The sequence below is a fragment of the Marinimicrobium sp. C6131 genome (genome assembly GCF_026153455.1).
Lineage (GTDB): Bacteria > Pseudomonadota > Gammaproteobacteria > Pseudomonadales > Cellvibrionaceae > Marinimicrobium.
Genome location: NZ_CP110629.1, coordinates 2,309,236 through 2,332,737 on the forward strand (window position 1 = coordinate 2,309,236; position 23,502 = coordinate 2,332,737).

Consider the following 23,502-nt stretch of genomic DNA (forward strand, 5'->3'; position numbering starts at 1 on the left):
CATTTCCTCTTGTAATATGCCGTAAAAAGAAACAGCCGCACCCGCGCATATTTACAGGTGGGTTGTGTACCCGAAGCCGAGGCTCCGGGGTTGCCGGCATTCGCCGGCGAACTCTGTCGTTCGTCGAGCGTCACTGGGGCACGCTGGCGGCCACCAGCCGCTTGGGCGCCACCCGCCCTTCATCGTCCAGCTCACCAAGGCCCAGAAACCGGGGTTCTTCCGAGCCGGCGGAGCTTTCACCGAAGACCCGCACCATATCACCTTCATCGCCCAGACGGTAGACCTGGGGGTCCATCACCGGGTTGCCCTGGCGGAAGTAGTAGGCGCTGTCGGCGGGCAATACCAGCGCCGGCAGGGCAGCGACCGGGGTATCCGCCGGCAGCAGATGGTGGTCCAGCACCTCGGCCATACCCTCGCCCCGCTCCGCCTCCAGCGCCTCGAGGCTGACGGCATTGGCCACATCAAAGGGGCCGCTACGGGTACGGTGCAGTCGCTCCACCCGGGCGCCGCAATCCAGCGCCTGCCCCACATCCTCCGCGAGGGTGCGAATATAAGTGCCCTTGGTGCAGAGGACTTCGACGTCAATCTCCGCCTGGGGGCCCGGCCGAAAGTCCAGCAGGTCGATCCGGTGGATCGTCACCGGCCGGGGCTTGCGCTCGACTTCCTTGCCTTCCCGGGCCAGTTTGTACAGCGGTTGGCCGTTGAGCTTGAGCGCCGAGAACATGGGCGGAACCTGCTCAATGTCCCCGACAAACCGCTCCAGTGCCCGCTCCACCTGCTCCCGGGTGACTCCCGAGGCGTCGGCCTCGTGCAGCACTTCGCCCTCGGCATCACCGGTGCTGGTGACCACACCCAGGCGAAAGGTGCTGCGGTAGCCTTTCTCCGCATCCAGCAGAAACTGGGAAAACTTGGTGGCCTCACCGAAACACAACGGCAACAGCCCGGTGGCCAGAGGGTCAAGACTGCCGGTGTGGCCCGCCTTGGCGGCGAAAAACAGCCGCTTGGCCCGCTGCAATGCATGATTGGAGGACATTCCGGCGGTTTTGTTCAACAGCAGCACGCCGTCAATCGGACGGCCCTTGCGACGACGCGCCATCAGGCCTCCCCGTCGGACTCGTCATCGGCGTGGTGGCGGGCTTTGTCGTCCGCCACGGCCCGATCGATCAGGTTCGACAGCTCCTGACCACGAATGGCCGTCTTGTCGTACAGGAACTGCAGACGCGGGACCGTGCGCATGTTCATTTCCTTGGCCAGCAGGGTGCGCAGAAAGCCGGCGGCACCATTCAGTCGCCTGGCCCCCTCAACGCCCTGCTCGTCACTGTCATTGCCCACGAAGGTGACATACACCTTGGCGAAGGCCATATCCCGGGTCACGGTGACATCGTTGATGTTCACCATACCAATGCGCGGGTCCCGGATTTCCTGGGGAATCAATTGTGCCAGGAGCCGCTGGATCGCATCGGACACCCGGTCCGAGCGGGTAAATTCTCTGGGCATTGCCAGCTCACCTCATATCTGATCGTGTTGCGCTATAAGACAGGAATGCCCCGGCGACTCTCATCACCGGGGCATACGCTATCGAGCGGTGCGTGAATTACAGTTGACGGGCAACTTCCTTCACTTCGAACACTTCGATCTGATCACCGACCTTCACGTCGTAGTTCTTCACGCCGATACCGCACTCCATGCCGTTACGCACTTCGTTGACATCGTCTTTGTAACGACGCAGGGATTCGAGCTCCCCTTCGAAGATCACCACGTTATCGCGCAGAACGCGGATCGGCTTGTTCCGGTACACGGTGCCCTCAGTCACCATACAGCCGGCCACCTGGCCAAACTTGGGCGAGCTGAACACTTCGCGTACATCGGCAATACCGACGATGGTCTCGACGCGCTCCGGCTCCAGCATACCGCTCAGGGCACTCTTCACGTCATCCAGCAACTGATAGATGATGCTGTAGTAGCGAATCTCCACCCCTTCGTTCTCGGCCATGCGGCGGGTACTCGCGGGCGCCCGGACATTGAAACCAAAGACAATGGCACCGGAGGTCAACGCCAGGTTGACGTCGTTTTCGGTAATACCGCCGACACCGGAGGACACGATGTTGACCTGCACCTCCTCGTTGCCAATTTCCATCAGGGACGACTGGATGGCTTCCAGTGAGCCGCGCACGTCTGCCTTGACCACGACCGGCAGAATCTTCTTCTGGTCGCTTTCCATATTGGCAAACATGTTTTCCAGCTTGGCCGCCTGCTGACGCTGCAGCTTTTCCTTACGCTCTTTCTCGGCACGGAACTCGGCAACCTCGCGCGCCTTGCGCTCGTCTTCCAGCACGGCGAAATCGTCACCGGCACTCGGCGCGTTGTCCAGACCCAGAATCTCAACCGGCGAGGACGGACCCACGGACTTGACCTGCTGGCCCAGTTCGTTGGTCATGGCGCGCACGCGACCATAGCTCTGTCCGGCCAGTACCAGATCCCCGTGGTTCAGGGTGCCCTGCTGTACCAGCAGAGTCGCCACCACACCGCGACCTTTCTCAACGCGGGATTCAACCACCACGCCCTGCGCGGGTGCATCTTCTACCGCCTTGAGCTCCAGAATTTCGGCTTGCAGTGAAACCGCTTCCAACAGCTCATCGATACCGGCGCCAGTGAGGGCCGAGACTTCGATGAACTGGGTATCGCCGCCCCACTCTTCCGGAATGACGTCTTTGGCGGCGAGTTCGTTTTTCACTCGCTCGGGATCAGCGTTTTCCTTGTCGCACTTGTTGATGGCAACCACGATCGGAACACCGGCAGCCTTGGAGTGCTGAATCGCCTCCTCGGTCTGGGGCATCACGCCATCGTCGGCGGCCACGACCAGAATCACCACGTCGGTACACTGGGCGCCGCGGGCACGCATGGCGGTAAACGCGGCGTGGCCTGGGGTATCCAGAAAAGCAACTTCGCCCTGGCTGGTTTTGACCCGGTAGGCGCCAATGTGCTGGGTGATGCCACCGGCTTCACCGGAGGCCACTTTGGTTTTACGAATGTAGTCCAGAAGCGACGTTTTACCGTGGTCAACGTGACCCATGACGGTCACCACCGGGGCGCGCGGCTTGCCTTCACCCTGCACCTTGACTTCCAGTTCCTCTTCGAGCTTGTGCTCGATTTCGTCTTCGCTCTTGAGCACCGCGTTGTGACCGTACTCTTCGACCAGCAACTGGGCGGTATCCTGCTCCAGCGGCTGGTTGATGGTGGCCATAACGCCCATTTTCATCAGTTGCTTGATCACTTCGCCCGACTTGACGCTCATCCGCTGGGCCAGCTCGCCCACGGTGATGGTCTCGGGAATCTCTACGTCTCGAATAATCTTACCTGTCGGTTTCTTGAATGCGTGTTTGTTAGAGGCTTTGTGAGCCGCGCGCACACTGCGACGACGGGCCAGGACCTCTTCGGATTCCGTTTCCTCTTCCACCATCGCATAGATGTCGGCCTTGGAGTTTTTCTTCGGCCCCATGGAGCGTTTGCCTTTCCCGGCACGCTTGCGATGCTTGGCGCCCTCTTCCTCATCAAACGCCTTGCCGTGGCGCTCTTTCTTCTTGCCGTGTTTGGTGTCTTCCTTTTCAGCCGGCGGTGCCACAACGGCAGCCGCGGCGCGCTCGGCGCGGGCCTCTTCCTGGGCACGACGCACTTCTTCGAGCGCCTTCAACTCGGCTTCGCGCTTGGCCTCTTCCGCCTTGCGGCGCTCCTGGGCGCGGAGACGAATTTCCTCCGCATCGTCGACAAAGGAAGGACGCGTCGGCTCCGCCGGCGATGTCTCGGCCTCTTCGGACTTGGCTGCTTCGGCTGCTTCCGCGCCGCTTTCAGCCTGCTCGGCACGGGCTTTGGCTTCCGCCTCTTCAGCAGCCTTCGCTTCGGCAGCCGCCTTTTCCTCGGCCAGCTTGCGCGCACGGGCCTCTTCAGCTGCGGCGTTCTCCGCCGCAATCTTTTCAGCTTCCAGCGCCTCTTCCTCGGCTTGTACTTCCTGAGGATCGCGCTTCACATAGGTACGCTTCTTGCGAACTTCCACGTTCACAGTCTTGCGCGCCGCGCCACTACCGGTTTTCAGCGTAGTGGTGGTTTTGCGCTTGAGCGTAATCTTCTTGGGCCCGTCCGAAGACTCCCCGTGGCTGGTCTTGAGGTAGGTCAGCAACGTTTGCTTTTCCTCGTCAGACACCAGTGCATCTTCGGTTTTCTGGCTCAAGCCGGCCTCTTGCATCTGCTTCAGCAGACGCTCGACCGGTGCGCCCACAGATTTGGCGAGTTCGCTAACTGTTACTTCTGCCATTGTGTATCCTCAGTGTTGTTCGTTGCCCGCGATGCTCGACCTGAATGGGTTCAACCGTTCAGGGATCAGGCAAACCAGGGCTCGCGCGCCTTCATGATCAGCGCCGCTGCGCGCTCTTCATCCATGCCGTCGATGTCCAGCAGGTCATCAATAGCCTGTTCAGCCAGGTCTTCCATTGTGACGATACCGCGGCCGGCAAGGGTTTTCGCCAGGGCCTCATCCATACCTTCCATATTGAGCAGGTCATCAGCCGGCTCTGAACTCTCTTCCGAGGCCAGGGCTTGCGTCAGCAACGCATCTTTCGCGCGCGCTCTCAGTTCTTCGGCAATGTCTTCGTCAAAACCTTCAATAGCCAGCATTTCATCCAGCGGCACATAAGCCACCTCTTCCAGAGAGGTGAAACCTTCTTCCACCAGAACACCGGCGACGTCTTCATCAACATCCAGCGCATTCATGAACAGTTCAATATAGCTGCCGGACTCTTCTTCCTGCTTGGACTGCCACTCTTCCAGGCTCATCACGTTGATGTCCCAGCCGGTCAGTTCGCTCGCCAGGCGTACGTTCTGACCGCCACGACCAATGGCCATGGCGAGGTTGTCTTCACTGACCGCCAGGTCCATGGAGCCGGCGTCTTCATCCACCACGATGGACTCAATTTCCGCGGGTGACATGGCGTTGATCACGAACTGCGCGGGGTTTTCATCCCACAGCACGATGTCCACACGCTCATTGCCGAGCTCGTTGGAAACCGCCTGGACGCGCGACCCGCGCATTCCCACGCAGGCGCCGACCGGATCGATGCGACCGTCGTTGGTATTGACAGCAATCTTGGCGCGCAGGCCTGGATCGCGTGCCGCACCTTTGATCTCGATGACCTCTTCGGCAATTTCCGGGACTTCAATCTTGAACAGCTCGATCAGCATTTCCGGGCAGGACCGGCTCAAGAACAGCTGCGGGCCCCGCGTTTCATTGCGGACATCCTGCAACAGGGCGCGCACGCGATCACCGACCCGGAAAATTTCCCGGCCAACCAGTTGATCCCGCGGCAACAGACCTTCGGCATTATTGCCAAGGTCCACAATGATACTATCGCGGGTCACTTTTTTCACGGTGCCACTGACCAGTTCACCCACCTGGTCGCGATACTCTTCCACCATCTGAGCCCGCTCGGCTTCACGAACCTTCTGGACAATCACCTGCTTGGCGGTCTGGGCGGCAATCCGTCCAAATTCGACGTTTTCGATCTTCTCGCGGCAGATGTCGCCAACCTTGAGGTCCGGATCCTTTTCAGCCGCCTCTTCGGTGGTCAATTGGGTGCCCAGTTCGGCCACCACGTCGTCGCTGACCACTTCCCAGGTGCGGAAAGTTTCATAGTCACCCGTCGCGCGGTCAATACGCACTTCGATATTGGAATCTTCGTCAAAACGCTTTTTGGTTGCCGTGGCCAGCGCAGTTTCGATGGCCTGGAAAATGATCTCCTTTTCCACACCTTTTTCATTTGACACCGCATCGGCGACCAACAAAATTTCTTTGTTCATGAGCTTGCCTCGTTAAACTCCTTCACCGCGCTTCGTTAAAAGCGTGGGACCAAATTCGCTTTTTCAATCGACCCGATCGACAGGGTGTGCTCCGCACCGTCCACTATCAATACCACCGAGTCCCCTTCAACAGCCTGTAACTGACCTTTGAATTTGCGCCGCCCGGCCACCGGGGCCCGGGTCTTCAGTGAAATCACTTCACCGATATAGCGCCTGTACTGTTCGGGCGTGAACAACGGCCGATCCATTCCCGGCGACGACACCTCAAGGGTGTAGCGATTGGTAATGGGATCTTCCACATCCATCAGGCTGCTCACCTGACGACTGACGCGTTCGCAGTCTTCCAGATTGACACCTTCCTCACCGGGGCGATCAATATAGATACGCAGCGTGGAGTAACGCCCCTGGGTCAGGTATTCCACCCCCCAGAGTTCACACTCGAGCGCTTCAACAACGGGCGCAATCAGCGCGTGCAGCTGTTCCTGTTTGGACGCCATGAAATCGGTTCACCTGTGTGGCGGGGTGCCGCCCTGACAAATAATCGCCGGGAGCGATTTTTGACGTCGCTCGGCGACGGCCCGCAGGGTAACCGCCAGGGAAGGCGGCTACAAAAAATGGGCCAGAGGCCCATTTTCGAAACTGCGGCCACAGGCCTCTGTGGCGGGGGTGCACCCCTTTTTACAAATACAAAAAAGCCCCATGACAGGGGCTTATTCGAGCGCCGGCTTCTTGTCGGGCCGACTGGGAAAGCTGAACACCGTATAAAGGTCACTCATCAACTTTCCAAATAAGTGGTAGCGGGGACTGGATTTGGACCAACGGCCTTCGCCGGCTGGGCCGCCCAGGTAGAAAGTGAGACCGACCTCGTCGGGCATTTTCTACATCGCACCACTCTTTAAATTTGGTAGCGGGGGCTGGATTTGAACCAACGACCTTCGGGTTATGAGCCCGACGAGCTACCAGACTGCTCCACCCCGCAACTTCAACTCGGCGGCACTGCCTGACCGAGGTGGCGAATTATAGGCGCACACCCAGGGTGGGTCAACCCCAAATCCAACTTATTTCAAATACTTGCGCCATTAAGCTTCTTTACACTTGAGCATCTGGCCGAGGTATCGAGTCGTATCCTTAAGACCTATAATGACGCCATCAGGTTTCATTCCCATGACTCAATGCACGGAGGTTTTCGATGACACATTTTCTACGCACATTACTGGGCACCGCCACCCTCGCCCTGGCGGCGCTTTCCGTCCAGGCCGGAAGTCCCAGCGCTTATATCATTTCCCCGAGCGATGGCGACACGGTTACCAGCCCGGTCACCGTCAAGTTCGGCCTCAAGGGCATGGGCGTGGCCCCTGCGGGAGTTGAGCGGGATAACACCGGGCATCATCACCTGCTGATTGACCTGGAGACACTGCCCGATCTGGACAAGCCGATTCCGGCTGACGATCAGCACGTTCACTTCGGGGGCGGACAGACGGAAACCACGGTGGAGCTGGAGCCCGGTGAACACACTCTGCAGCTTTTGCTCGGCGACCACCTGCATCGCCCGCACGACGAGCCGGTGGTGTCCGAGAAGATCACCATTACCGTCAGCGAGTAACTCGCCACCGCGCCGGCGCGCCCGCCAGGGCGTGCCGGACGGCTCCGCTACCAGAAGCCTAGACCACCCCCTGAATACTGGCGATCAGATAACTCAACCCGCTCAACATCGTCAGCACCAGCAAAATCACACCCAGCAACGTCCACAGCCGGAACGGTTTTCGCTCGACACTGTTCACCCCTCGACGGGTAACCGCATCAACGCGCGCCTGATCTTCCGGAGTCAATTGAGGTTTATGCACTGCCTGCCTCCACGAGGACATTATTCAACCGGCGCACCGACTCGGCGGCGCCAAAGGCACACAGTATAGAACGGGAAACAGATCGGCAAAAGCGGTGGGGTGACGGGGCTTAAATACGTTGATCCAGGCGGCTACCGGAGCGACCATCACTGGTCAATCCACTCAGGCCTACCAGTTGAATGTAGGTGTCGATGTTGCGCTGGCGGGCGTCATCGACCAGAGCGTTGCGCCGCTCTTCCCGTTCCGCCTCATCTCGCTCGCGCTCCGAGCGGGTTTCGTCAAGCCGGTCACGGGAGTCGCCCTTATCGTCGGAGGGCTCACGCTCCGCCCGGGCGTTTTCAGCCTCTATCTGACGCAGCTCAGCCCGAGCCTCCGCCTCCATTCGCGCCGCCTCCGCCGCCACGCGTCGATCGGTATCGGAAGGCTCAGCCGGTGCATAGGCTGCGCGGCGGATCTGCTGGGCCTTTTCAATGGTCGCCTGGGGGTCATTTGGTACCCGACTGGTATCGATGGGCACCTCCCCCGACACCGCGTAGGCGACCCCATCGGGGCCCCGGACAAATTCGTATTGCGGCGCGCCGGCGTACCGCCCTCCCAGAGCGGCGTGGGCCTGTTCGTGCTGGCGCACCTCACGGTCCCGGGCGGCCAACTCCCGGATTTCGGCCTGGGTTTCCAGCGTCTGCTGTTTCTCCCGGCTCTCGCGGAACGCACTACGGGGGTCGCCGGACGACCCGTCGGCCGGCGGTGTCGCGTCAGAGCGGGGAGCGCTCGCTTGCGGCGCAGAGGACTGACCCGCATTCGCCTCCGACGCCAGGGCTGCCTGCCCTGAAACAGAAAGCGTTACGCGATCGTCACGGCGGGCATCTGAGGGAGGCTGTGCATCGGTCTCGGGGGCGTCAGAGCGAACCCGCCCGTCGCGGCGCGCCTGCTGCTGCAACTGCTGGTCAGCCTCTCCGGGGCGTTGATCGGGGGAGCGGAAGTTCTCGCCCCGAGCGGTCTCGGCAGACTCTTCCAGGGGCTGGAGAGTGGACCCTCTCAGGTCATCGGTTTCCTGCCCCACAGGGGCTCGCCCCGCAGGCACAAAAGGCGCCACGGCGTTGGCAAAGTTGGAGGGAATGACCGGTGCCATGACCGAGGGCAGTCATCAGGCCATGATGTCAATCAGCCGGCCGACGTTTTCATCAGCGGCTTCAAGCACCCGGGCGTTGCTGTCGAACACCTGCTGCTGTGCCTCGATGTTGATCAGAGGCTCCACAATTTGCAGGCTGGACGCTGACTGGGTTGCGGGCACAGTGCCAGACTGGGCGATCTGCTGCGCGGAGCCGACCATTTCGGACTGGCTGCGCTGCATACCGATCAAGGCCTGATTGACCGCAGAACCAATTTCCATTGTGTACCCCCTTCTCAGCTCGGCCAAGGAGGCCGGTATTAGACAACAGACTTTGTCAGTTTAGCGCGCCAGCTGACCAAAAAACAATCAAGACCGGCAATTTATCAGAGTTTTTCGCAGTAAAACCGCCGTTTATAGAACTGAACGCACTAACCGATCAAGGGGTCCAGGTTCAGGTGCTCGGCAACCGCACCCGGCTCCGGCGACGACAGCGAGGGCACCCACCCCAGGAACGGTGCCCGCAGGCGCTGGCCCAGAGCATCAACGTTCTCCCGCAAACGCGGCATGTCGGGATCCAGCACATTGGCCACCCAACCGGCCAGTGGCAGGCCGTCGCGGGCAATGGCCTCGGCCGTCAACAGGGCGTGATTCAGGCAACCCAGCCGCACCCCCACCACCAGAATGACCGGTAAATTGAGCAGCCGGGCGAGATCCGCCAGGGTTTCAGCGGGGTTGAGCGGCACTCGCCAGCCTCCGGCTCCTTCCACCACGGTAAAGTCCGCCTGCCCAAGAACGCCGCGGCAATAGCCCACCAGACGATCCGTCGACAGGGGTCGCCGGGCCTCCAGCGCCGCGATGTGCGGTGCAATGGCCGGCTCGAGGGCCACCGGATTGATCTGTTCGTAGTCCAGAGGGGTACTGATGACCGACTGCAACCGCAGGGCGTCCTCGTTGCGCAACCCATCCGGAGTCCGTTCACAGCCGGCCGCCACCGGCTTGAGTGCCGCGGTGGTCAATCCCCGAAGATTGGCCGCCTGCAGCAGGCCGGCCGCGATACAGGTTTTACCTACACCGGTGTCCGTGCCGGTGACAAAGAACGCGTGTTTTGCCATGGTGCGTTGGTCTCTTGCAAAGTCTGGTTAGTGAGGCTTGCGCGCTGCGGCGTAGTACACCTCGTAACTGGCGGGCAGAAGCCCCTCTTCCCGAAACGGCTCGTAAGCCGCTTTGAGCGCCTGAATTTTCTGGCGTCCGGTGAGCCCTTCGGGCTGCCCCCGGTTGACGTTGTGCGCCCCGAGCGCTTTCAGTTCCCGGGTCAGTTCGCCCAACGCCTCGTACCGCAGTACCCGCTCTTCCCGCTGCCATTCAGGCGCCACGAACCCCGCCTGACGCAGCGCCTCATCGACCGCCCGCTGCGGCGGGAAGCGATTGACATGAACGTAGCCATCCACACTCTGCCAGGCACTTTTCAATTCCCAGAGCGTTCGCGGCCCCAGGGTGGAGAACAGCAACCTTCCCCCCGGCTTCAGAACCCGTTGCAGCTCACCGAACAGGCTCGGCAGATGTTCACACCACTGGACCGACAGGCTGGAAAATATGAGGTCCACACTGGCGTCGGCCAGCGGCAACTCCTCGGCATCTCCGCACAACCACAGCGCGGGGATATCGCGCTCCTGACGGGCAAAGCGGAGCATACCCTCCGCAATATCCAGTCCGATCATCTGGGCCTCCGGTAAACGGTGCGCCAGGCGCTCACCGAAATAACCCGTTCCGCAGCCCAGGTCAACCAGGGTTTTCACGGCGCCGAGCTCCAGCCCGCCCAGCTGATTCAGTAGCGTCTCCCCCACCGCTCGTTGCAGTCGGGCGACGCTGTCGTAACTGGTTGCGGCCCGACTGAACGAGTGAGCGACACGCCGCTTGTCCAACTGACCGGTGGTCAGGCGCAGGAAGTGCAGAATGGCCTCTCCCACCCGCTCCGGCTCACTCCAGTGCATGGCGTGTCCTGCGCCGGCCACCACGGATACGCGCTGGCGCTGGTTGAGGGCCGGCATCTGACCCGCCGCGGCCAATGGCACCAGCGCATCGTGCTCGGCAAACAGGTGCAGGCCGGGCTGACGCAGCCCCTCGAAGGCATGGCCGTTGTCCAGACTCGACAACAACGACAGCGCCTGGGCCCATTGAGGCCGAATTTGCCCGGAATCGGGCTGTACTGCCGCCAGTTCCGCACGCAATTCCCGCTCGCGCCGGTCGCCATGGGCAACCAGCGCCAGAAAGCGTTGCAGCCCTTTGGCGGGGGTGCGCTCGAAATCACGATTGAACCGTTGATTGATGGCCGGCGCCATCGCCTCCGGCCAGCTCGCGTCGGCCACAAAACGAAGATTGCTGGCAAGGGTGATCACGCGGGTGATGCGTTCGGGCTGCCGGGCGGCCAGCGCAACCGCGAGCATTCCCCCCAGCGACCACCCCACCAGCGTTGCCTGCGCCGGCAGACTCTGTTCAATGGCATTGAGCACGTTATCGAGGGAAAAATCCGCTCCGCCCGGGCTGTCTCCAAAGCCCGGCAGGTCCAGGGCAATCACATCGCTGTACTGACGCAACCAGGGCAGTAGCGGCTCCCAACTGCGGCTGTCGAAGCCCCAGCCGTGGAGCAACACCAGCGGCTCCGCCGAGGTTGGCGCGAGCGCGGGGAAGTGATGGGTGGCCAGCGGAGCGTCGAGCTCACGGGGCGCACTCAGCGGAATCATCGGGTCAGTCACGGCGCCTCCACAGACGCGAGTTCATGGAGGCTGTCCGCCAGTGCGGACAGCAGCCCGTCTACCTGTGCCCGGGAGTGGCTGGCACTCAGGGTCACTCTCAACCGGGCACTGCCTTTAGGTACGGTGGGCGGGCGAATCGCGACCACCCAGTATCCCTTTTTCTCCAGGGAGGAGGCCAGTGCGAGCGCCCGGCGGTCATCGCCAATCAGCACCGGCTGGACCGCTGTGTGGGAGTCCATCAGGGTGAGCCCGAGGGCTCGAGCCCCCTCCCGAAATTGCCCAATGCGCTCGTTCAACACTGTCCTGCGCCAGGACTCTTCCTGCACCAGCCGCAGACTCGCCCGGGTCGCCGCAGCGACCGCCGGTGGCAGCGCGGTGGTGTAGATGTAGCTGCGGGCAAACTGAATCAGCGTTTCGATCAATGCTTCACTGCCCGCGACAAACGCACCGGCGGTACCCAGGGCCTTGCCGAGGGTCGCCATATACACCGGAACGTCCGCTTCCGTCACCCCCTGGGCCTCCAGAGTACCCGCGCCGCGCGCGCCCAGACAGCCAAAACCATGAGCGTCGTCCACCATCAACCAACCGCCGTGGGCATTGCTGACCCGGCCGAGCTCGGCGAGCGGCGCGCAGTCACCATCCATACTGAAGACTCCGTCCACGGCGACCAGACGGCGCCTGGCATCCGAGCCCGCCAGACGGCGCTCGAGGTGCTCCGGGTCGTTGTGGGAAAAGCGCTGAAAACGGGCGCCGCTGAGCAGACCGGCATCGAGCAGTGAAGCGTGATTCAGACGGTCCTCAAAAATGGCGTCGCCCTTGCCCACCAGTGCCGTTACCGTGCCCAGGTTGGCCATGTAGCCTGTGGAAAACAGCAGCGCCCGCTCGCGACCACAAAAAGCCGCCAGCTCTTCTTCCAGAGCGTGATGCTCGCGGGAGTGGCCACAAACCAGGTGGGAGGCACCACTGCCCACCCCCAGAGCGTCGGCCCCGGCTTTGAACGCCTCGATGACGGCCGGGTGATTGGCCAGCCCCAGATAATCGTTGCTGCAGAAACCGGCCAGGCGGCGACCGTCAACCACCACCTCGGGGCCCTGCGGGGAGGCCAGCGTCCGGCGCCGGCGATAGAGAGACTGGGCCCGACGAGCCGTCAGTGCGGGCCCGAGCGCCGCATCCAGAGAGGCGTGGGCCACGGCTTACTTGGCGGCGTTGTAAAAGAATCGATCATTGCGCGCCTCTTCCAGCGCCCCCGCCAGCTCGACCTCATCCTGCTCGGCTTCGTCGATATGCACTTCGCGCTGCTCGGGCTGAATCCCCAGACGCTTGAACAACTGCATGTCCTTATTGGCTTCCGGGTTGGCGGTCGTGAGCAGTTTTTCGCCATAGAAAATCGAGTTGGCGCCGGCCAGGAAGGCCATGGCCTGCATCTGGTCGTTCATCTCCTCGCGTCCGGCGGACAGACGAACGTGAGACTGCGGCATCAGAATCCGGGCCACCGCGATGGTGCGGATAAACTCGAAGGGGTCCAGGTCTTCCTCTTCCGCAAAGGGCGTACCGGCCACCTTCACCAGCATGTTGATGGGCACCGACTCCGGATGGTCCGGCATGGTGGCCAATTGCTGCAACAGACCCGCGCGGTCGGTCTTTTCTTCACCCATCCCGACAATACCGCCGCAGCAGACTTTCATCCCGGCCTTGCGGACATTGTCCAGGGTTTCCAGGCGATCCTGGTAGGTACGGGTGGTGATTACCTCGCCATAATATTCAGGAGACGTATCGAGATTGTGGTTGTAGTAATCGAGGCCCGCCTCGGCCAGGGTTCTGGCCTGGCCTTCGTCGAGCATACCCAGGGTCATACAGGTTTCCAGCCCCAGGGACTTTACACCTTTGACCATGTCAGTGACGTAGTTCAGATCCCGATTCTTGGGGCTGCGCCAGGCGGCCCCCATGCAAAAACGGGTCGCGCCACTGGCCTTCGCGGCCCGGGCCTCTTCCAGCACTTTCTCTACCGCCATCAGACGCTCGCGCTCCAGACCGGTGTCATAGCGGGCGCTCTGAGGGCAGTATTTGCAATCTTCCGGGCAAGCGCCGGTTTTGATCGAGCACAGGGTGCTGACCTGCACCTCGTTGGGATCGAAATGGGCGCGGTGCACGGTCTGTGCCTGGAACATGAGGTCGCTGAACGGCAGGTCAAACAGGGCGAGAATCTCGTCCCGGGTCCAGTCGTGGCGAATCGGCGGTTGTGCGGTGGCGTTCATGGTTCGATCCCGGTGTGTTTGGTGTCCAAAAGCCCTCTATAGTAGCGGGCCACAGAGCGCTGTCAACCGAAAAGCGGCGTTCCGGTTTACAGCGGACGGCCCGGAACGTGACCTGTTGGCTGGACGCCGGGGCCCGGAGACGTCATGATTTTGCCCCTGAGTCACCCACCCAAAGGACGATCTCTCATGTGGAATGGAATCAGAACGCGACTTGCCACCCTGCCGCGCCCCCGACTGCCTCAACCCTGCCTGTTGTGCGCGGCACCCGGAGCCCGCCTGTTGTGCGCGGGCTGTGAATTCGACCTCCCCTACCTCACCCGCCACGACCACCGCTGCGCCACCTGCGCCCTGCCGCTGCCCGCCGACAGTCGCTACTGCGGGTACTGTCTGCAGACACCTCCGGCATTCGAGCACTGCCGGGTCCTGGGAACCTACGATTATCCCCTGGACAACCTGATCCACGCCTTCAAGTACCAGCGCAAATTGGCACCCGGCAAGGCATTGAGCGGACTGTTGGCTGAGCTGCTCAGGGCCGAGCGCGAGGAACTGGACGCGGTGGAGTGGCCGGAGCTACTGATCCCGGTTCCGATGCACTGGACCCGCCGGCTCAAACGCGGCTTTAACCAGACCGAACTGCTGGCCGCTGACCTGGGCCGGGCTCTGGCGCTTCCCGTACTCAGCCGGGTGGTGCGACGAGCACAGCAAACCCGCACCCAACAGGGGCTTACCCGGACCGCCCGTATTCACAACCTGCGCCACGCCTTCTCGGTTCGCCCCCGGGCTGAACGGCACCTGGCGGGGCGTCGAGTGGCACTGGTTGATGATGTGGTGACCACCACCAGCACCGTGCGGGCGCTGAGCCGGCTTGTCCGGGAGGCGGGGGCCGCCTCGGTGGAAGTCTGGGCACTGGCGAGAACCCCGGAGCCCCATTGACCCAACCAGGGCACCCTATAGCGCCACTCGTTGTAAACGGCTCCAGTTTGGCAGCCTGTACATTCTGGAAATGGACCAGGACACCAGTCTAAAGAGGACGATCTAACCTCCCAACCGCCCTCCCATAACCGGTACAATGGCGGTTTGGGAGGGCACTATGAGCACAACCGCACACCCCTATGAAGCGCTCTCGCCGGATCTGGTCCTGGATGCGGTGGAGAGTAGCGGCTATCTGAGCGACATGCGTATTCTGGCGCTCAACAGCTATGAAAACCGGGTGTATCAAGTGGGCATGGAAGAGGGCCCGCCGCTGATCGCCAAGTTCTACCGCCCCGAGCGCTGGAGCGATGCCCAGATTCAGGAGGAGCACGATTTCACCCGGGACCTGCTGGACCTGGAAGTCTCCGTGGTCCCCCCTTTGCCCGATGCCGAGGGCCACACCCTGCGCCAATACCAGGGCTTTCGTTTCGCCCTGTACCCCCGCCAGGGCGGCCATGCACCGAATCTGGATGACTTTGATCAACTGCTGACGCTGGGCCGGGTGCTCGGACGTATTCATGCGCTGGGTCAAGCGCGCCCGTTTGTTCACCGCCCGACGCTGGACGTCCAGAGTTTTGCCGTGGACAGCTACGAATTCCTGCTGTCCGAATCATTCATTCCCGATAGCCTGCGCCCCTCTTATGAAAGCCTGGGTGCGGATCTGATCCGTCGGCTCGAGCGCATTTTCGCCGACGCCGACTACACCCCCATCCGCCTGCACGGCGACTGCCACCCGGGCAACATCCTGTGGCGGGATGACGCCCCGCATTTTGTGGACTTCGATGATGCCCGCAACGGCCCGGCGGTACAGGATTTGTGGATGCTTCTGTCGGGAGAACGGGAACAGCAGACCGCACAGATCTCGGAGATCCTGGAAGGTTATCAGGAATTCTGTGATTTCAGTTTTGCGGAGCTGAACCTGATTGAGGCGCTGCGCAGTCTGCGCATCATGAACTACAGCGCCTGGCTGGCGCGTCGCTGGCAGGACCCGGCGTTTCCCAAAAGTTTCCCCTGGTTCAATACCGAGCGCTATTGGGGTGAGCATATCCTGGAGCTGCGGGAGCAGCTGGCGGCTCTGGATGAGCCGCCGTTGGCACTGTTTTGATCGACCGGCCCGGACTGGACAACAGTCCGTCCGGTGTCGTTCTCACCACTGAAACCCCGGAGCGCGATCAGCGCTCCTTGCTCTCCAGATAGCGGAAGAAGTCCGAGTCCGCACGAATCATCAGGGTGGTGTTATCACCCAACGCGGAATAGGTCTCCAGGGTGCGCAGGAACGCGTAGAACTCCGGATCCGCACCGAAGGCTTCACCGTAAATCCTGATCGCTTCCGCATCGGCATCACCGCGAATTTCCTCCGCGGTTCGCGCCGCTTCGGAATTGATCCGGCGCAGCTCACGCTCCATTTCACCGGTAATTTCCAGGCTGCGCCCCTGCCCTTCGGCACGGAAACGCTCGGCAATGGCCTGACGCTCGGAAATCATGCGATTTTCCACCTGACGACGCACCGAATCGATGTAGTTCAGCCGCTTGATGCGCACATCAATCAGCTCGATCCCCAGGCTCGGGGTCATCTTGGCGGCGCTTTTGAGAATTTCCGCCTCGAGTTTTTCCCGCCCCAATTTCGGGCGTTTGGTCAGGGCCACATCATCCCGATCCTGCTCGACTTCATCGAGATCATCCACATCCACATTCCAGTCACCGGAACGGACGATCTCTTCGAGTTCGGTGCCCGAAACAATGTCCCGTACCACCGAATCCACAATGTCATCCAGACGATTACGCCCGCCGCGCTCATCACGCACGCTGCGCAGAAACTCCAGCGGGTCGATGATGCGCCAGCGAGCGGTGGTGTCCACCTGGATGAACTCCCGCCCGAGGGTCGGAATCTGGGTGACGTCGCCGTCCCAGATCAACAGACGTCGATCGAACCGGCGCACTTCCTGAATAAAGGGCAGCTTCCAGTGCAGGCCGGGCTCGCTGATCACATCGCCCTGGGGATCACCAAACTGAACAATAATCGCCTGTTCCGCTTCATCCACCACAAACGCGGAGGAAAAAACGGTGAGGACAACCGCAACGACAATAACTCCGAAAATTCCACCTTTCATTATTTGGCCTCCTGGCGCGCGTCACGAATATTCATCAGGGGCAGAGGGCCGACCTGATCGTCCTGGACCATCAGTACCTGGCCCACCTTGGGCAGCAACGTTCCCATGGCTTCCAGATACAGTCGCGAGCGGGTGACCTCCGGAACGTTCTGGTACTCTTCCAACATGGCCCTAAACCGGGCGGTTTCCCCATAGGCGCGGTTGACCCGCTCGGTGGCGTAGCCCTCAGCCTCGGCGATCAGCCGCAGGGCTTCACCCTCGGCGCGGGGAATCTGCTGGTTGGCGCGCTTGGTGGCTTCGTTGATCATCCGCTCACGCTCCTGTCGGGCCTCGTTCACTTCGTTGAACGCCGGGCGCACCGCCTGGGGTGGGACCACATCCTGAAGCTCGACGGTAATAATATGCAGGCCGGAGTCATAGCGGTCCATGACCTGCTGTATCTCTTCGCGCGCCAACTGGGCAATTTCCACCCGGCCCACGGTCAGCACTTCCGAGCCCAGACGGTTACCGACTACCCGACGCATGACCGATTCGGAAATATCCCGCAGCGTGGTGTCCGGTTCGCGCTGCTGGTACAGATACTTGATCGGGTCCTGAATGCGGTACTGCACCACCCACTCAACATTGATGACATTGAGGTCGCCGGTCAGCATCGCGGACTCGCCGGTGAAATCCTGGTTGGAATAGCGACTGGCTTCATTGCCACGCTGGCCGACGGTACGAAAACCGAACTCCTGCTTGAGCACCCGCGCCGAGGCGACGCGCTGTACCTTGTCGATACCGAAAGGGAGTTTGAAGTGCAACCCGGGATCGGTGATCGCCACCACGGCGCCAAAGCGCTTGACCACGGCCTGCTGCTCTGGCTGAACGGTATAGAAACTGGTAAAGCCGCCCCAGAGGACAAGAATGGCGACGGGAATCAGCAACCCCATCCCGATACCCGGCAGACGGGGAAAATGCCGGGTCAACTCGGCAAAATCGTCCTTCAGGTTCCTGTGTGAATTATTCATCGCATGCTCCTTTCATGACTCGGCGACAGTAAGTACGCCGGGGCGGAACCTTAACAGAACCGGAGATCAGTGTCCCGCCCCGAGCGGACGGAACCCTCACCCGGGTCGATAGTTGGTCAGTATCTCGTCGACGCCAGACTCCAGAGCCCAATCGACTTCCCGCCCACTTTCCGGGAGAAATGCCAGCACCCGTCCCTGCCGACGCTGATAGCGGTCCACCATGGCAGGGCGCAACAGGCGAACCCCCGCCAGTCTGGCCGGTAGAGAGTAGGTGGCACCGGGCCGAATACCCGCCAACGGCGGCAACCCCGCGACACAGGCCAACCCCGCTCGCCGGCAGGCTGGCATGGGTACCATGCACTCGATCTCGGGCTGTTGATCCAGCAGCAGCTTCTGCTGCCGGGGATCCCAGAACAGGAAACGGGCCCGCCCGCTCAACAGGGCCTTGCCTTCCCCCTGCCAGTGCTTCAGTAATAACGCGAGGGTCCGCTCGCCATGTTCGGGTTTGATATCCAGAATCCAGCGGTGCTGTCCGAACTCCTCCAGCCACTCATCAAAGAACAGTAGCGGCTCACCGCCTTTGAGCCGGACCTGTTCCAGTTCCGCCCGGGTGGCCTCCGTGACTTTCAGATCCAGCCCCGCAATCCGGGTCAGATCCTCGTCGTGGGCTAGCACCAGGTGCCCGTCTGCGGTGCTGCGCAGATCGGTTTCCAGGTGAGAAAATCCGGCATCCAGCGCGGCCCGGAAGGCGTCTGCGGTGTTTTCCGTGGCCCGCTCACACAGGCCGCGGTGACTGATCCAGAGGGGGGCGGACATCAATCGTTTCCTCCTGTTGTTCCAAGCGAGCCATTGACGCAAAAGCGTGTCATTTTATTCTTTGCCCAATGCGGTAGCATAGGCACAGGACAGTATACCCCCGGACGCCCAACGGACCGCCTATGCTCTATTGGATTATTGCGCTTTTCCATCTGGTCGTGATGCCCATCGCGGCCGTGCACGCCCTGATTTACAAACGGGACCATCGCGCGGCGCTGGGCTGGATCGGGGTCATCCTGCTGTTCCCCGTCGCCGGGCCACTGCTGTACTTTCTGTTCGGAATCAACCGGTTGCGCACCAAGGCCCAGGTATTTGCCGGACACCACCTGCCGGTGATGTTCTTTGGCTACGACCGCACCAGCCCACCCCTGTTGCTGCATCCCGATCCACTGATCGACACACTGCCCAACCCGGACCTGGCGCGAGTGGGCAGCCGGGCCACCGGCCAGCCATTACTCCCGGGCAATCAGGCAAGGATCCTGATCAATGGTGAAGCATTTTTCCCTGAGCTCCTTCAGGCGATAGACGACGCTCGCCACTGGATCCTGCTGTCCACCTATCTGTTCGGGCACCGTGGCGAGGCCCACAATGTCGTCAATGCCCTGACCCGGGCCAAGGAGCGAGGTGTCACCGTGTATGTGCTGGCCGATGGCATCGGCACCTGTTACTCCTGGCGCACCGCGATCCGGGCATTGCGCCGGGCCGGGATCAGGGTCGCCCTTTTCACCCCGCCGTCACTGATTCCACCGTCTCTGGATATCAATCTGCGTAATCACCGTAAAATTGCCGTCGTGGATCAACAGGTCGGTTTTTTCGGCGGAATCAATATTGATGACCGGCATATGGTGGCCAATCCCGACAACCGCCACCCGACGGAGGATGTGCACTTTCGGGTGAACGGACCGCTGGTCGCAGAGCTGACGCACTTGTTCTGCAACGACTGGGAGCTGGTGACCGGCCACTTGCCGGCGCTGACCGAACTCGCCTCGCCGACCGCTGGCCGCAGCGTCTGCCGTCTGATTGACGATGGCCCCCACGATAACCTCAACCACCTGTCGATGACCCTGATCGGTGTGTTCACTGCGGCCCGGGAGCGCATCCGGATCATGGTGCCCTACTTCCTTCCCAACCATGAAATGATCGCCGCGCTGCAGGCCGCTGTGCTGCGCGGGGTCAAAGTGGAAGTCATTCTGCCCGAGCGCAGCAATCTGCGCTTTGTCGACTGGGCGACCCGGAACATGCTGTGGGAACTGCTGCTGTGGGACATGGAAGTCCGCTATAAAGCAGCGCCTTTCGCCCACAGCAAACTGATCCTGGTGGACGACGCTTACGCCATGACCGGCTCTGCCAACCTCGACGCCCGGAGCCTGCGCCTGAATTTCGAGTTGGGTGTGGAGTGGTTTGATGCGGAGTTGACCCGGCCATTGCACGCCTACCTCGACGAGGCCTCATCGCGAAGTCGATTGGTCACGCTGGCGGAGCTGGATCAACGGCCGTTCTGGCAGCGATTGCGCGATGCCTTTTTCTGGCTGTTTTCCAGTTATCTTTGACGTATGATCTGCCTTCAGACACCACACCGGAGCCGTTCCGACAATGACCGCACATAACTGGCTGAACCTGCTGGCCGTCACCTGGTTTTTTGCCGTATGGATTGGCTATGCCAGTTTCGCCCGGCACCGGGCCCGGGTGTCGTACAGCCTGTCATCGGTGTTGCAGATCTACCGCAAACGCTGGATGCACTCGATGCTTCGGCGGGACAACCGAATTGGTGATACGGCGCTGATTGCCGGACTCGAACGACAGACTACCTTTCTCGCTTCGACATCCATCTTTGTGATCGCCGGTCTGATTACCGTTCTGGCGTCCATTGAACAGGTTCACGAAACCCTGACCGCACTGCCGTTTTTTAACCGGGAGATGACGTCCCGGCAATTGCAGTTCAAGATTCTGTTGTTACTGGCCATTTATGTGTACGCATTTTTTACCCTGACCTGGGCAGTGCGCCAATACGGGTTCAGCTCCATTCTTCTGGGCGCCGCCCCGCTGGCGAATGACACGGACATCACGGAGGAGGAGCGGGCCCGCTATGCCACCACCAGTGCGAAAATCATTGATCAGGCGGGGCACAGTTACAATTATGGTCTGCGCGCCTACTATTTCTCGCTTTCGGTGCTGCCCTGGCTGTTTAACACCTGGCTGTTTATCCTGGCCGCAACACTGACCGTAGCGGTTCTGTACCGGCGGGAGTTCCACTCTCGCCCCCTGCAGACGCTGGCCAACGAGGTGCGGGCCTCATCGAAGTCCTGATACAACCCGGTAACGACCTTCAGAGCTGCCGGGCATCGGTACCGTGGCTGCCGACCGGCTCGATGTGCACCGTCGCGACCACCCCAAGCTCGGCCAGTCGATGCTCTGCCTCATCGGCCAGATCATGGGCCCGACGCACGGACCAGTCACCGGGCACCTGAAGATCCACCTCAGCAAATTGCTGAGCGCCCGAGGCGCGGGTGCGCAGCCGGTGAAAACCACAGCCCTCCGGTGTCAGTGCCTGCAGCGCGTGTTCCAGTTTTGCCAGGGTGTTCGGGCTCAGGGCCCGATCCATCAGCCCATTGGCGGACTTGACCAGCAGTTGCCCACCTTCGTGAAGAATATGCAGCGCCACGGCGATCGCCACCAGGGGGTCGAGCCATAACAGGCCGGTCCACTTGGCCAGCCCGACGCCCAACACCACACCGACGGTCGTCCAGACATCGGTCATCAGGTGCCGTCCGTCCCCTTCAAGCGCGGGCGAGCGATGCGTTCGCCCGTAACGCAGCAGCAGACGGGCCACCGCCAGATTGATCAGCGCAGCACCCACCGACAATGCCGTGCCCAGGTTCAGAGCCTGGAGCATCTCGGGATTCAACAGCCGCTCACCGGCGGCCGCCAGGATGGCAAGTGCCGCCAGAAAAATCATGCCGCCCTCAAAGGCCGCGGCAAAGTACTCGGCTTTCCCGTGACCGAAGGGATGGCCATCATCCGGCGGGCGGCGGGCGTATTGAAACATTGTCAGCGCAAACCCCGCCCCCAACAGGTTGACCACAGACTCCAGGGCGTCTGACAGGTAACCCACCGAGCCGGTCAGCTGCCAGGCCAGGGCCTTCAGGCCCATGGTCGCCAGCGCTGCCGCGAGTGAAAGCCACAAAATATGATGCGCCTGCCACTTGACCATCGCGTTCATCCCGTCCGAATTTGCTCCAGTGTAGTGTATCAGGGGTGGAAATCTCTGCGGTGAAGCCCAATAATGGCTCATCAATACTCTGCCTTGCACCTGAAATTTGACAGGATGACCCATGACCGCGCAACTTGCTCCCGTCAGCCGCGACCCCGTTTGGGAAGACATTCGCCGACAGACCCGCGCCCAGGCGGAATCCGAACCGGTGCTGGCCAGTTTTCTGCACACCACCATCCTCAACCACGACACCCTGGAAGCGGCGCTGAGTTTCCACCTGGCCAATAAACTCGACAGCCCGGCCATGCCCGCAATGCTGATGCGTGAAGTGATCGAACGGGCGCTGGCGGACGACCCGGGGATTGGCGAGGCGGTGCGGGCCGATCTGCTCGCCATCAACGAGCGGGACTCCGCCTGCGACTCATCCAGTACGCCCTTTCTCTACTTCAAGGGCTTCCACGCCCTGCAGGCCTACCGTGTGGCGCACTGGCTCTGGCAGCACGGACGCGAGTCTCTCGCACTGTTTCTGCAGAATCGCATTTCCGTGGTCTTCGCCGTAGACATCCACCCGGCGGCCCGCATTGGCCTGGGCATCATGTTCGACCATGCCACCGGCATCGTCATCGGTGAAACCGCCGTCGTGGAGGACAACGTTTCGATCATGCAGTCGGTCACCCTCGGTGGCACCGGCAAGGAGAGTGGCGACCGCCACCCCAAAGTACGCAAAGGCGTGCTGATTGGTGCCGGAGCCAAGATTCTCGGCAATATTGAGATCGGCGAGTGCGCCACGGTCGGTGCGGGCAGCGTGGTGCTCAAGTCCGTTCCGGCACGCAAAATCGCTGCCGGGGTTCCCGCCCAGATCATCGGTGACAGCCGCTGCCAACAGCCGTCACGCACCATGGACCACCGACTGGATGACTGACATGCTCAAACTTCTTGCCAGCGTATTGACCCTGACGTTCGCTCTGACCGGTTGCGGCGAGTCCCCGCAACCCGAGTCCAGCGCCACCTCCGACAGTGCTTCGGCGGTAAACAATACCGCCAATGCAACCGCCCTGACCGTCTATAAAAGCCCGACCTGCGGCTGCTGTGAAGACTGGATTACGCACATGGAAGGTGAGGGCTTCGAGGCGGCCATCGAGCATCCGAGCCGGATGGCGACCATCAAGGCCGAGCTGGGCATCGCCCCCGAGTATGGCTCCTGTCACACAGGTGTGTCTGAAGAGGGCTACGTCTTCGAAGGCCACGTGCCGGCCAAGTTGGTCCGCCAGTTTCTGGATAACCCGCCTGAAAACGCACTGGGCCTGGCCGTGCCTCGCATGCCGGTGGGTAGCCCGGGTATGGAGATGGGCGAGCGTTTTGACCCATACGATGTGTTGTTGCTGAAGACCGACGGCAGCAGCGAGATTTATGCCCGGATTGAAACGCCCGAGCAGCAGTATTGAACTGCCTGCACCATTTTAATGCGCCGCACTGAATAATGATGCAAGGTGGTTCGTCGCGCCCGGCCCGGTGCGGGGTAAACCATTCCAAGACACGCCGTACATACATCCCTGTAGGCTCGGATCGCGG

The 23,502-nt window shown here is 61.4% G+C and carries 23 protein-coding genes and 1 tRNA gene; 7 read left to right on the forward strand and 17 right to left on the reverse strand.

Going from position 1 to position 23,502, the window contains the following annotated elements:
* Positions 1-130: 130 nt before the first annotated feature.
* From truB to OOT55_RS09990, 6 genes are all read right to left on the reverse strand, one after another.
* Positions 131-1,096 (reverse strand): tRNA pseudouridine(55) synthase TruB, encoded by a 966-nt coding sequence (truB, locus tag OOT55_RS09965; RefSeq protein WP_265365728.1) that lies wholly within the window; start codon positions 1,094-1,096, stop codon positions 131-133.
* Positions 1,096-1,497, reverse strand: a complete 402-nt coding sequence (gene rbfA / locus OOT55_RS09970) for a 30S ribosome-binding factor RbfA (RefSeq protein WP_265365729.1) — start codon at positions 1,495-1,497, stop codon at positions 1,096-1,098. Before rbfA ends, truB begins: the two co-directional genes overlap by 1 nt.
* Positions 1,498-1,594: 97 nt before the next feature.
* A complete protein-coding gene (gene infB, locus OOT55_RS09975) occupies positions 1,595-4,309 on the reverse strand; it encodes a translation initiation factor IF-2 (protein WP_265365730.1) in 2,715 nt (904 codons plus the stop codon).
* A 65-nt stretch (positions 4,310-4,374) separates the two neighbouring features.
* On the reverse strand, positions 4,375-5,847 hold the full coding sequence (gene nusA / locus OOT55_RS09980) for a transcription termination factor NusA (protein ID WP_265365731.1): 1,473 nt from the start codon (positions 5,845-5,847) through the stop codon (positions 4,375-4,377).
* 35 nt (positions 5,848-5,882) lie between these two features.
* Complete coding sequence (gene rimP, locus OOT55_RS09985; RefSeq protein ID WP_265365732.1) at positions 5,883-6,344, reverse strand: ribosome maturation factor RimP; 462 nt, start codon at positions 6,342-6,344, stop codon at positions 5,883-5,885.
* A 405-nt stretch (positions 6,345-6,749) separates the two neighbouring features.
* A tRNA-Met gene (locus tag OOT55_RS09990) sits at positions 6,750-6,826 on the reverse strand.
* A gap of 210 nt (positions 6,827-7,036) precedes the next feature.
* On the opposite strand from OOT55_RS09990, the gene OOT55_RS09995 reads away from it, so the two are divergent.
* A complete protein-coding gene (locus OOT55_RS09995; RefSeq protein WP_265365733.1) occupies positions 7,037-7,450 on the forward strand; it encodes a DUF4399 domain-containing protein in 414 nt (137 codons plus the stop codon).
* 58 nt (positions 7,451-7,508) lie between these two features.
* Here the strand turns inward: OOT55_RS09995 and OOT55_RS10000 are convergent, their stop codons facing one another.
* From OOT55_RS10000 to bioB, 7 genes are all read right to left on the reverse strand, one after another.
* Positions 7,509-7,691 carry a DUF3094 family protein gene (locus OOT55_RS10000; protein WP_265365734.1) on the reverse strand — a complete coding sequence of 61 codons (183 nt, stop codon included), beginning with the start codon at positions 7,689-7,691 and terminating at the stop codon, positions 7,509-7,511.
* A 109-nt stretch (positions 7,692-7,800) separates the two neighbouring features.
* A complete protein-coding gene (locus tag OOT55_RS10005; RefSeq protein ID WP_265365735.1) occupies positions 7,801-8,820 on the reverse strand; it encodes a putative metalloprotease CJM1_0395 family protein in 1,020 nt (339 codons plus the stop codon).
* Between the two features lie 15 nt (positions 8,821-8,835).
* On the reverse strand, positions 8,836-9,081 hold the full coding sequence (locus tag OOT55_RS10010) for a hypothetical protein (RefSeq protein ID WP_265365736.1): 246 nt from the start codon (positions 9,079-9,081) through the stop codon (positions 8,836-8,838).
* Positions 9,082-9,230: 149 nt separating this feature from the next.
* Positions 9,231-9,914, reverse strand: coding sequence for a dethiobiotin synthase (gene bioD / locus OOT55_RS10015; RefSeq protein WP_265365737.1), 684 nt, complete (start codon positions 9,912-9,914; stop codon positions 9,231-9,233).
* A gap of 27 nt (positions 9,915-9,941) precedes the next feature.
* Positions 9,942-11,555, reverse strand: a complete 1,614-nt coding sequence (bioC, locus tag OOT55_RS10020) for a malonyl-ACP O-methyltransferase BioC (RefSeq protein ID WP_265365738.1) — start codon at positions 11,553-11,555, stop codon at positions 9,942-9,944.
* A complete protein-coding gene (gene bioF, locus OOT55_RS10025; protein WP_416140954.1) occupies positions 11,552-12,745 on the reverse strand; it encodes an 8-amino-7-oxononanoate synthase in 1,194 nt (397 codons plus the stop codon). The genes bioC and bioF overlap by 4 nt, the downstream gene beginning before the upstream one ends.
* A gap of 3 nt (positions 12,746-12,748) precedes the next feature.
* Positions 12,749-13,810, reverse strand: coding sequence for a biotin synthase BioB (gene bioB, locus OOT55_RS10030; protein WP_265365739.1), 1,062 nt, complete (start codon positions 13,808-13,810; stop codon positions 12,749-12,751).
* A 186-nt stretch (positions 13,811-13,996) separates the two neighbouring features.
* Between bioB and OOT55_RS10035 the strand changes: the two genes are divergently transcribed.
* Positions 13,997-14,743, forward strand: a complete 747-nt coding sequence (locus tag OOT55_RS10035) for a ComF family protein (protein ID WP_265365740.1) — start codon at positions 13,997-13,999, stop codon at positions 14,741-14,743.
* 157 nt (positions 14,744-14,900) lie between these two features.
* On the forward strand, positions 14,901-15,887 hold the full coding sequence (locus tag OOT55_RS10040) for a serine/threonine protein kinase (protein WP_265365741.1): 987 nt from the start codon (positions 14,901-14,903) through the stop codon (positions 15,885-15,887).
* A 67-nt stretch (positions 15,888-15,954) separates the two neighbouring features.
* On the opposite strand, the gene hflC is transcribed toward OOT55_RS10040, so the two are convergent.
* The 3 genes from hflC to OOT55_RS10055 form a co-directional block, all read right to left on the reverse strand.
* Positions 15,955-16,893: a protease modulator HflC gene (gene hflC, locus OOT55_RS10045; RefSeq protein ID WP_265365742.1), complete on the reverse strand. Its 939-nt coding sequence runs from the start codon at positions 16,891-16,893 to the stop codon at positions 15,955-15,957.
* Complete coding sequence (hflK, locus tag OOT55_RS10050; protein WP_265365743.1) at positions 16,893-17,903, reverse strand: FtsH protease activity modulator HflK; 1,011 nt, start codon at positions 17,901-17,903, stop codon at positions 16,893-16,895. Before hflK ends, hflC begins: the two co-directional genes overlap by 1 nt.
* Positions 17,904-17,999: 96 nt before the next feature.
* Positions 18,000-18,719 carry a glycerophosphodiester phosphodiesterase gene (locus tag OOT55_RS10055; protein WP_265365744.1) on the reverse strand — a complete coding sequence of 240 codons (720 nt, stop codon included), beginning with the start codon at positions 18,717-18,719 and terminating at the stop codon, positions 18,000-18,002.
* Between the two features lie 122 nt (positions 18,720-18,841).
* Here OOT55_RS10055 and OOT55_RS10060 point away from each other — a divergent pair, with 122 nt between their 5' ends.
* The gene (locus OOT55_RS10060) at positions 18,842-20,269 is read left to right on the forward strand and encodes a phospholipase D-like domain-containing protein (protein WP_265365745.1); all 1,428 of its coding nucleotides are present in this window, start codon (positions 18,842-18,844) and stop codon (positions 20,267-20,269) included.
* Between the two features lie 43 nt (positions 20,270-20,312).
* Complete coding sequence (locus OOT55_RS10065; RefSeq protein ID WP_265365746.1) at positions 20,313-21,026, forward strand: DUF599 domain-containing protein; 714 nt, start codon at positions 20,313-20,315, stop codon at positions 21,024-21,026.
* 19 nt (positions 21,027-21,045) lie between these two features.
* On the opposite strand, the gene OOT55_RS10070 is transcribed toward OOT55_RS10065, so the two are convergent.
* A complete protein-coding gene (locus tag OOT55_RS10070) occupies positions 21,046-21,939 on the reverse strand; it encodes a cation diffusion facilitator family transporter (protein WP_265365747.1) in 894 nt (297 codons plus the stop codon).
* 112 nt (positions 21,940-22,051) lie between these two features.
* Here OOT55_RS10070 and cysE point away from each other — a divergent pair, with 112 nt between their 5' ends.
* On the forward strand, positions 22,052-22,852 hold the full coding sequence (gene cysE / locus OOT55_RS10075) for a serine O-acetyltransferase (protein WP_265365748.1): 801 nt from the start codon (positions 22,052-22,054) through the stop codon (positions 22,850-22,852).
* 1 nt (position 22,853) lies between these two features.
* Entirely contained in the window at positions 22,854-23,375 is a 522-nt protein-coding gene (locus OOT55_RS10080) for a DUF411 domain-containing protein (protein WP_265365749.1), read from the forward strand.
* Positions 23,376-23,502: the final 127 nt, after the last annotated feature.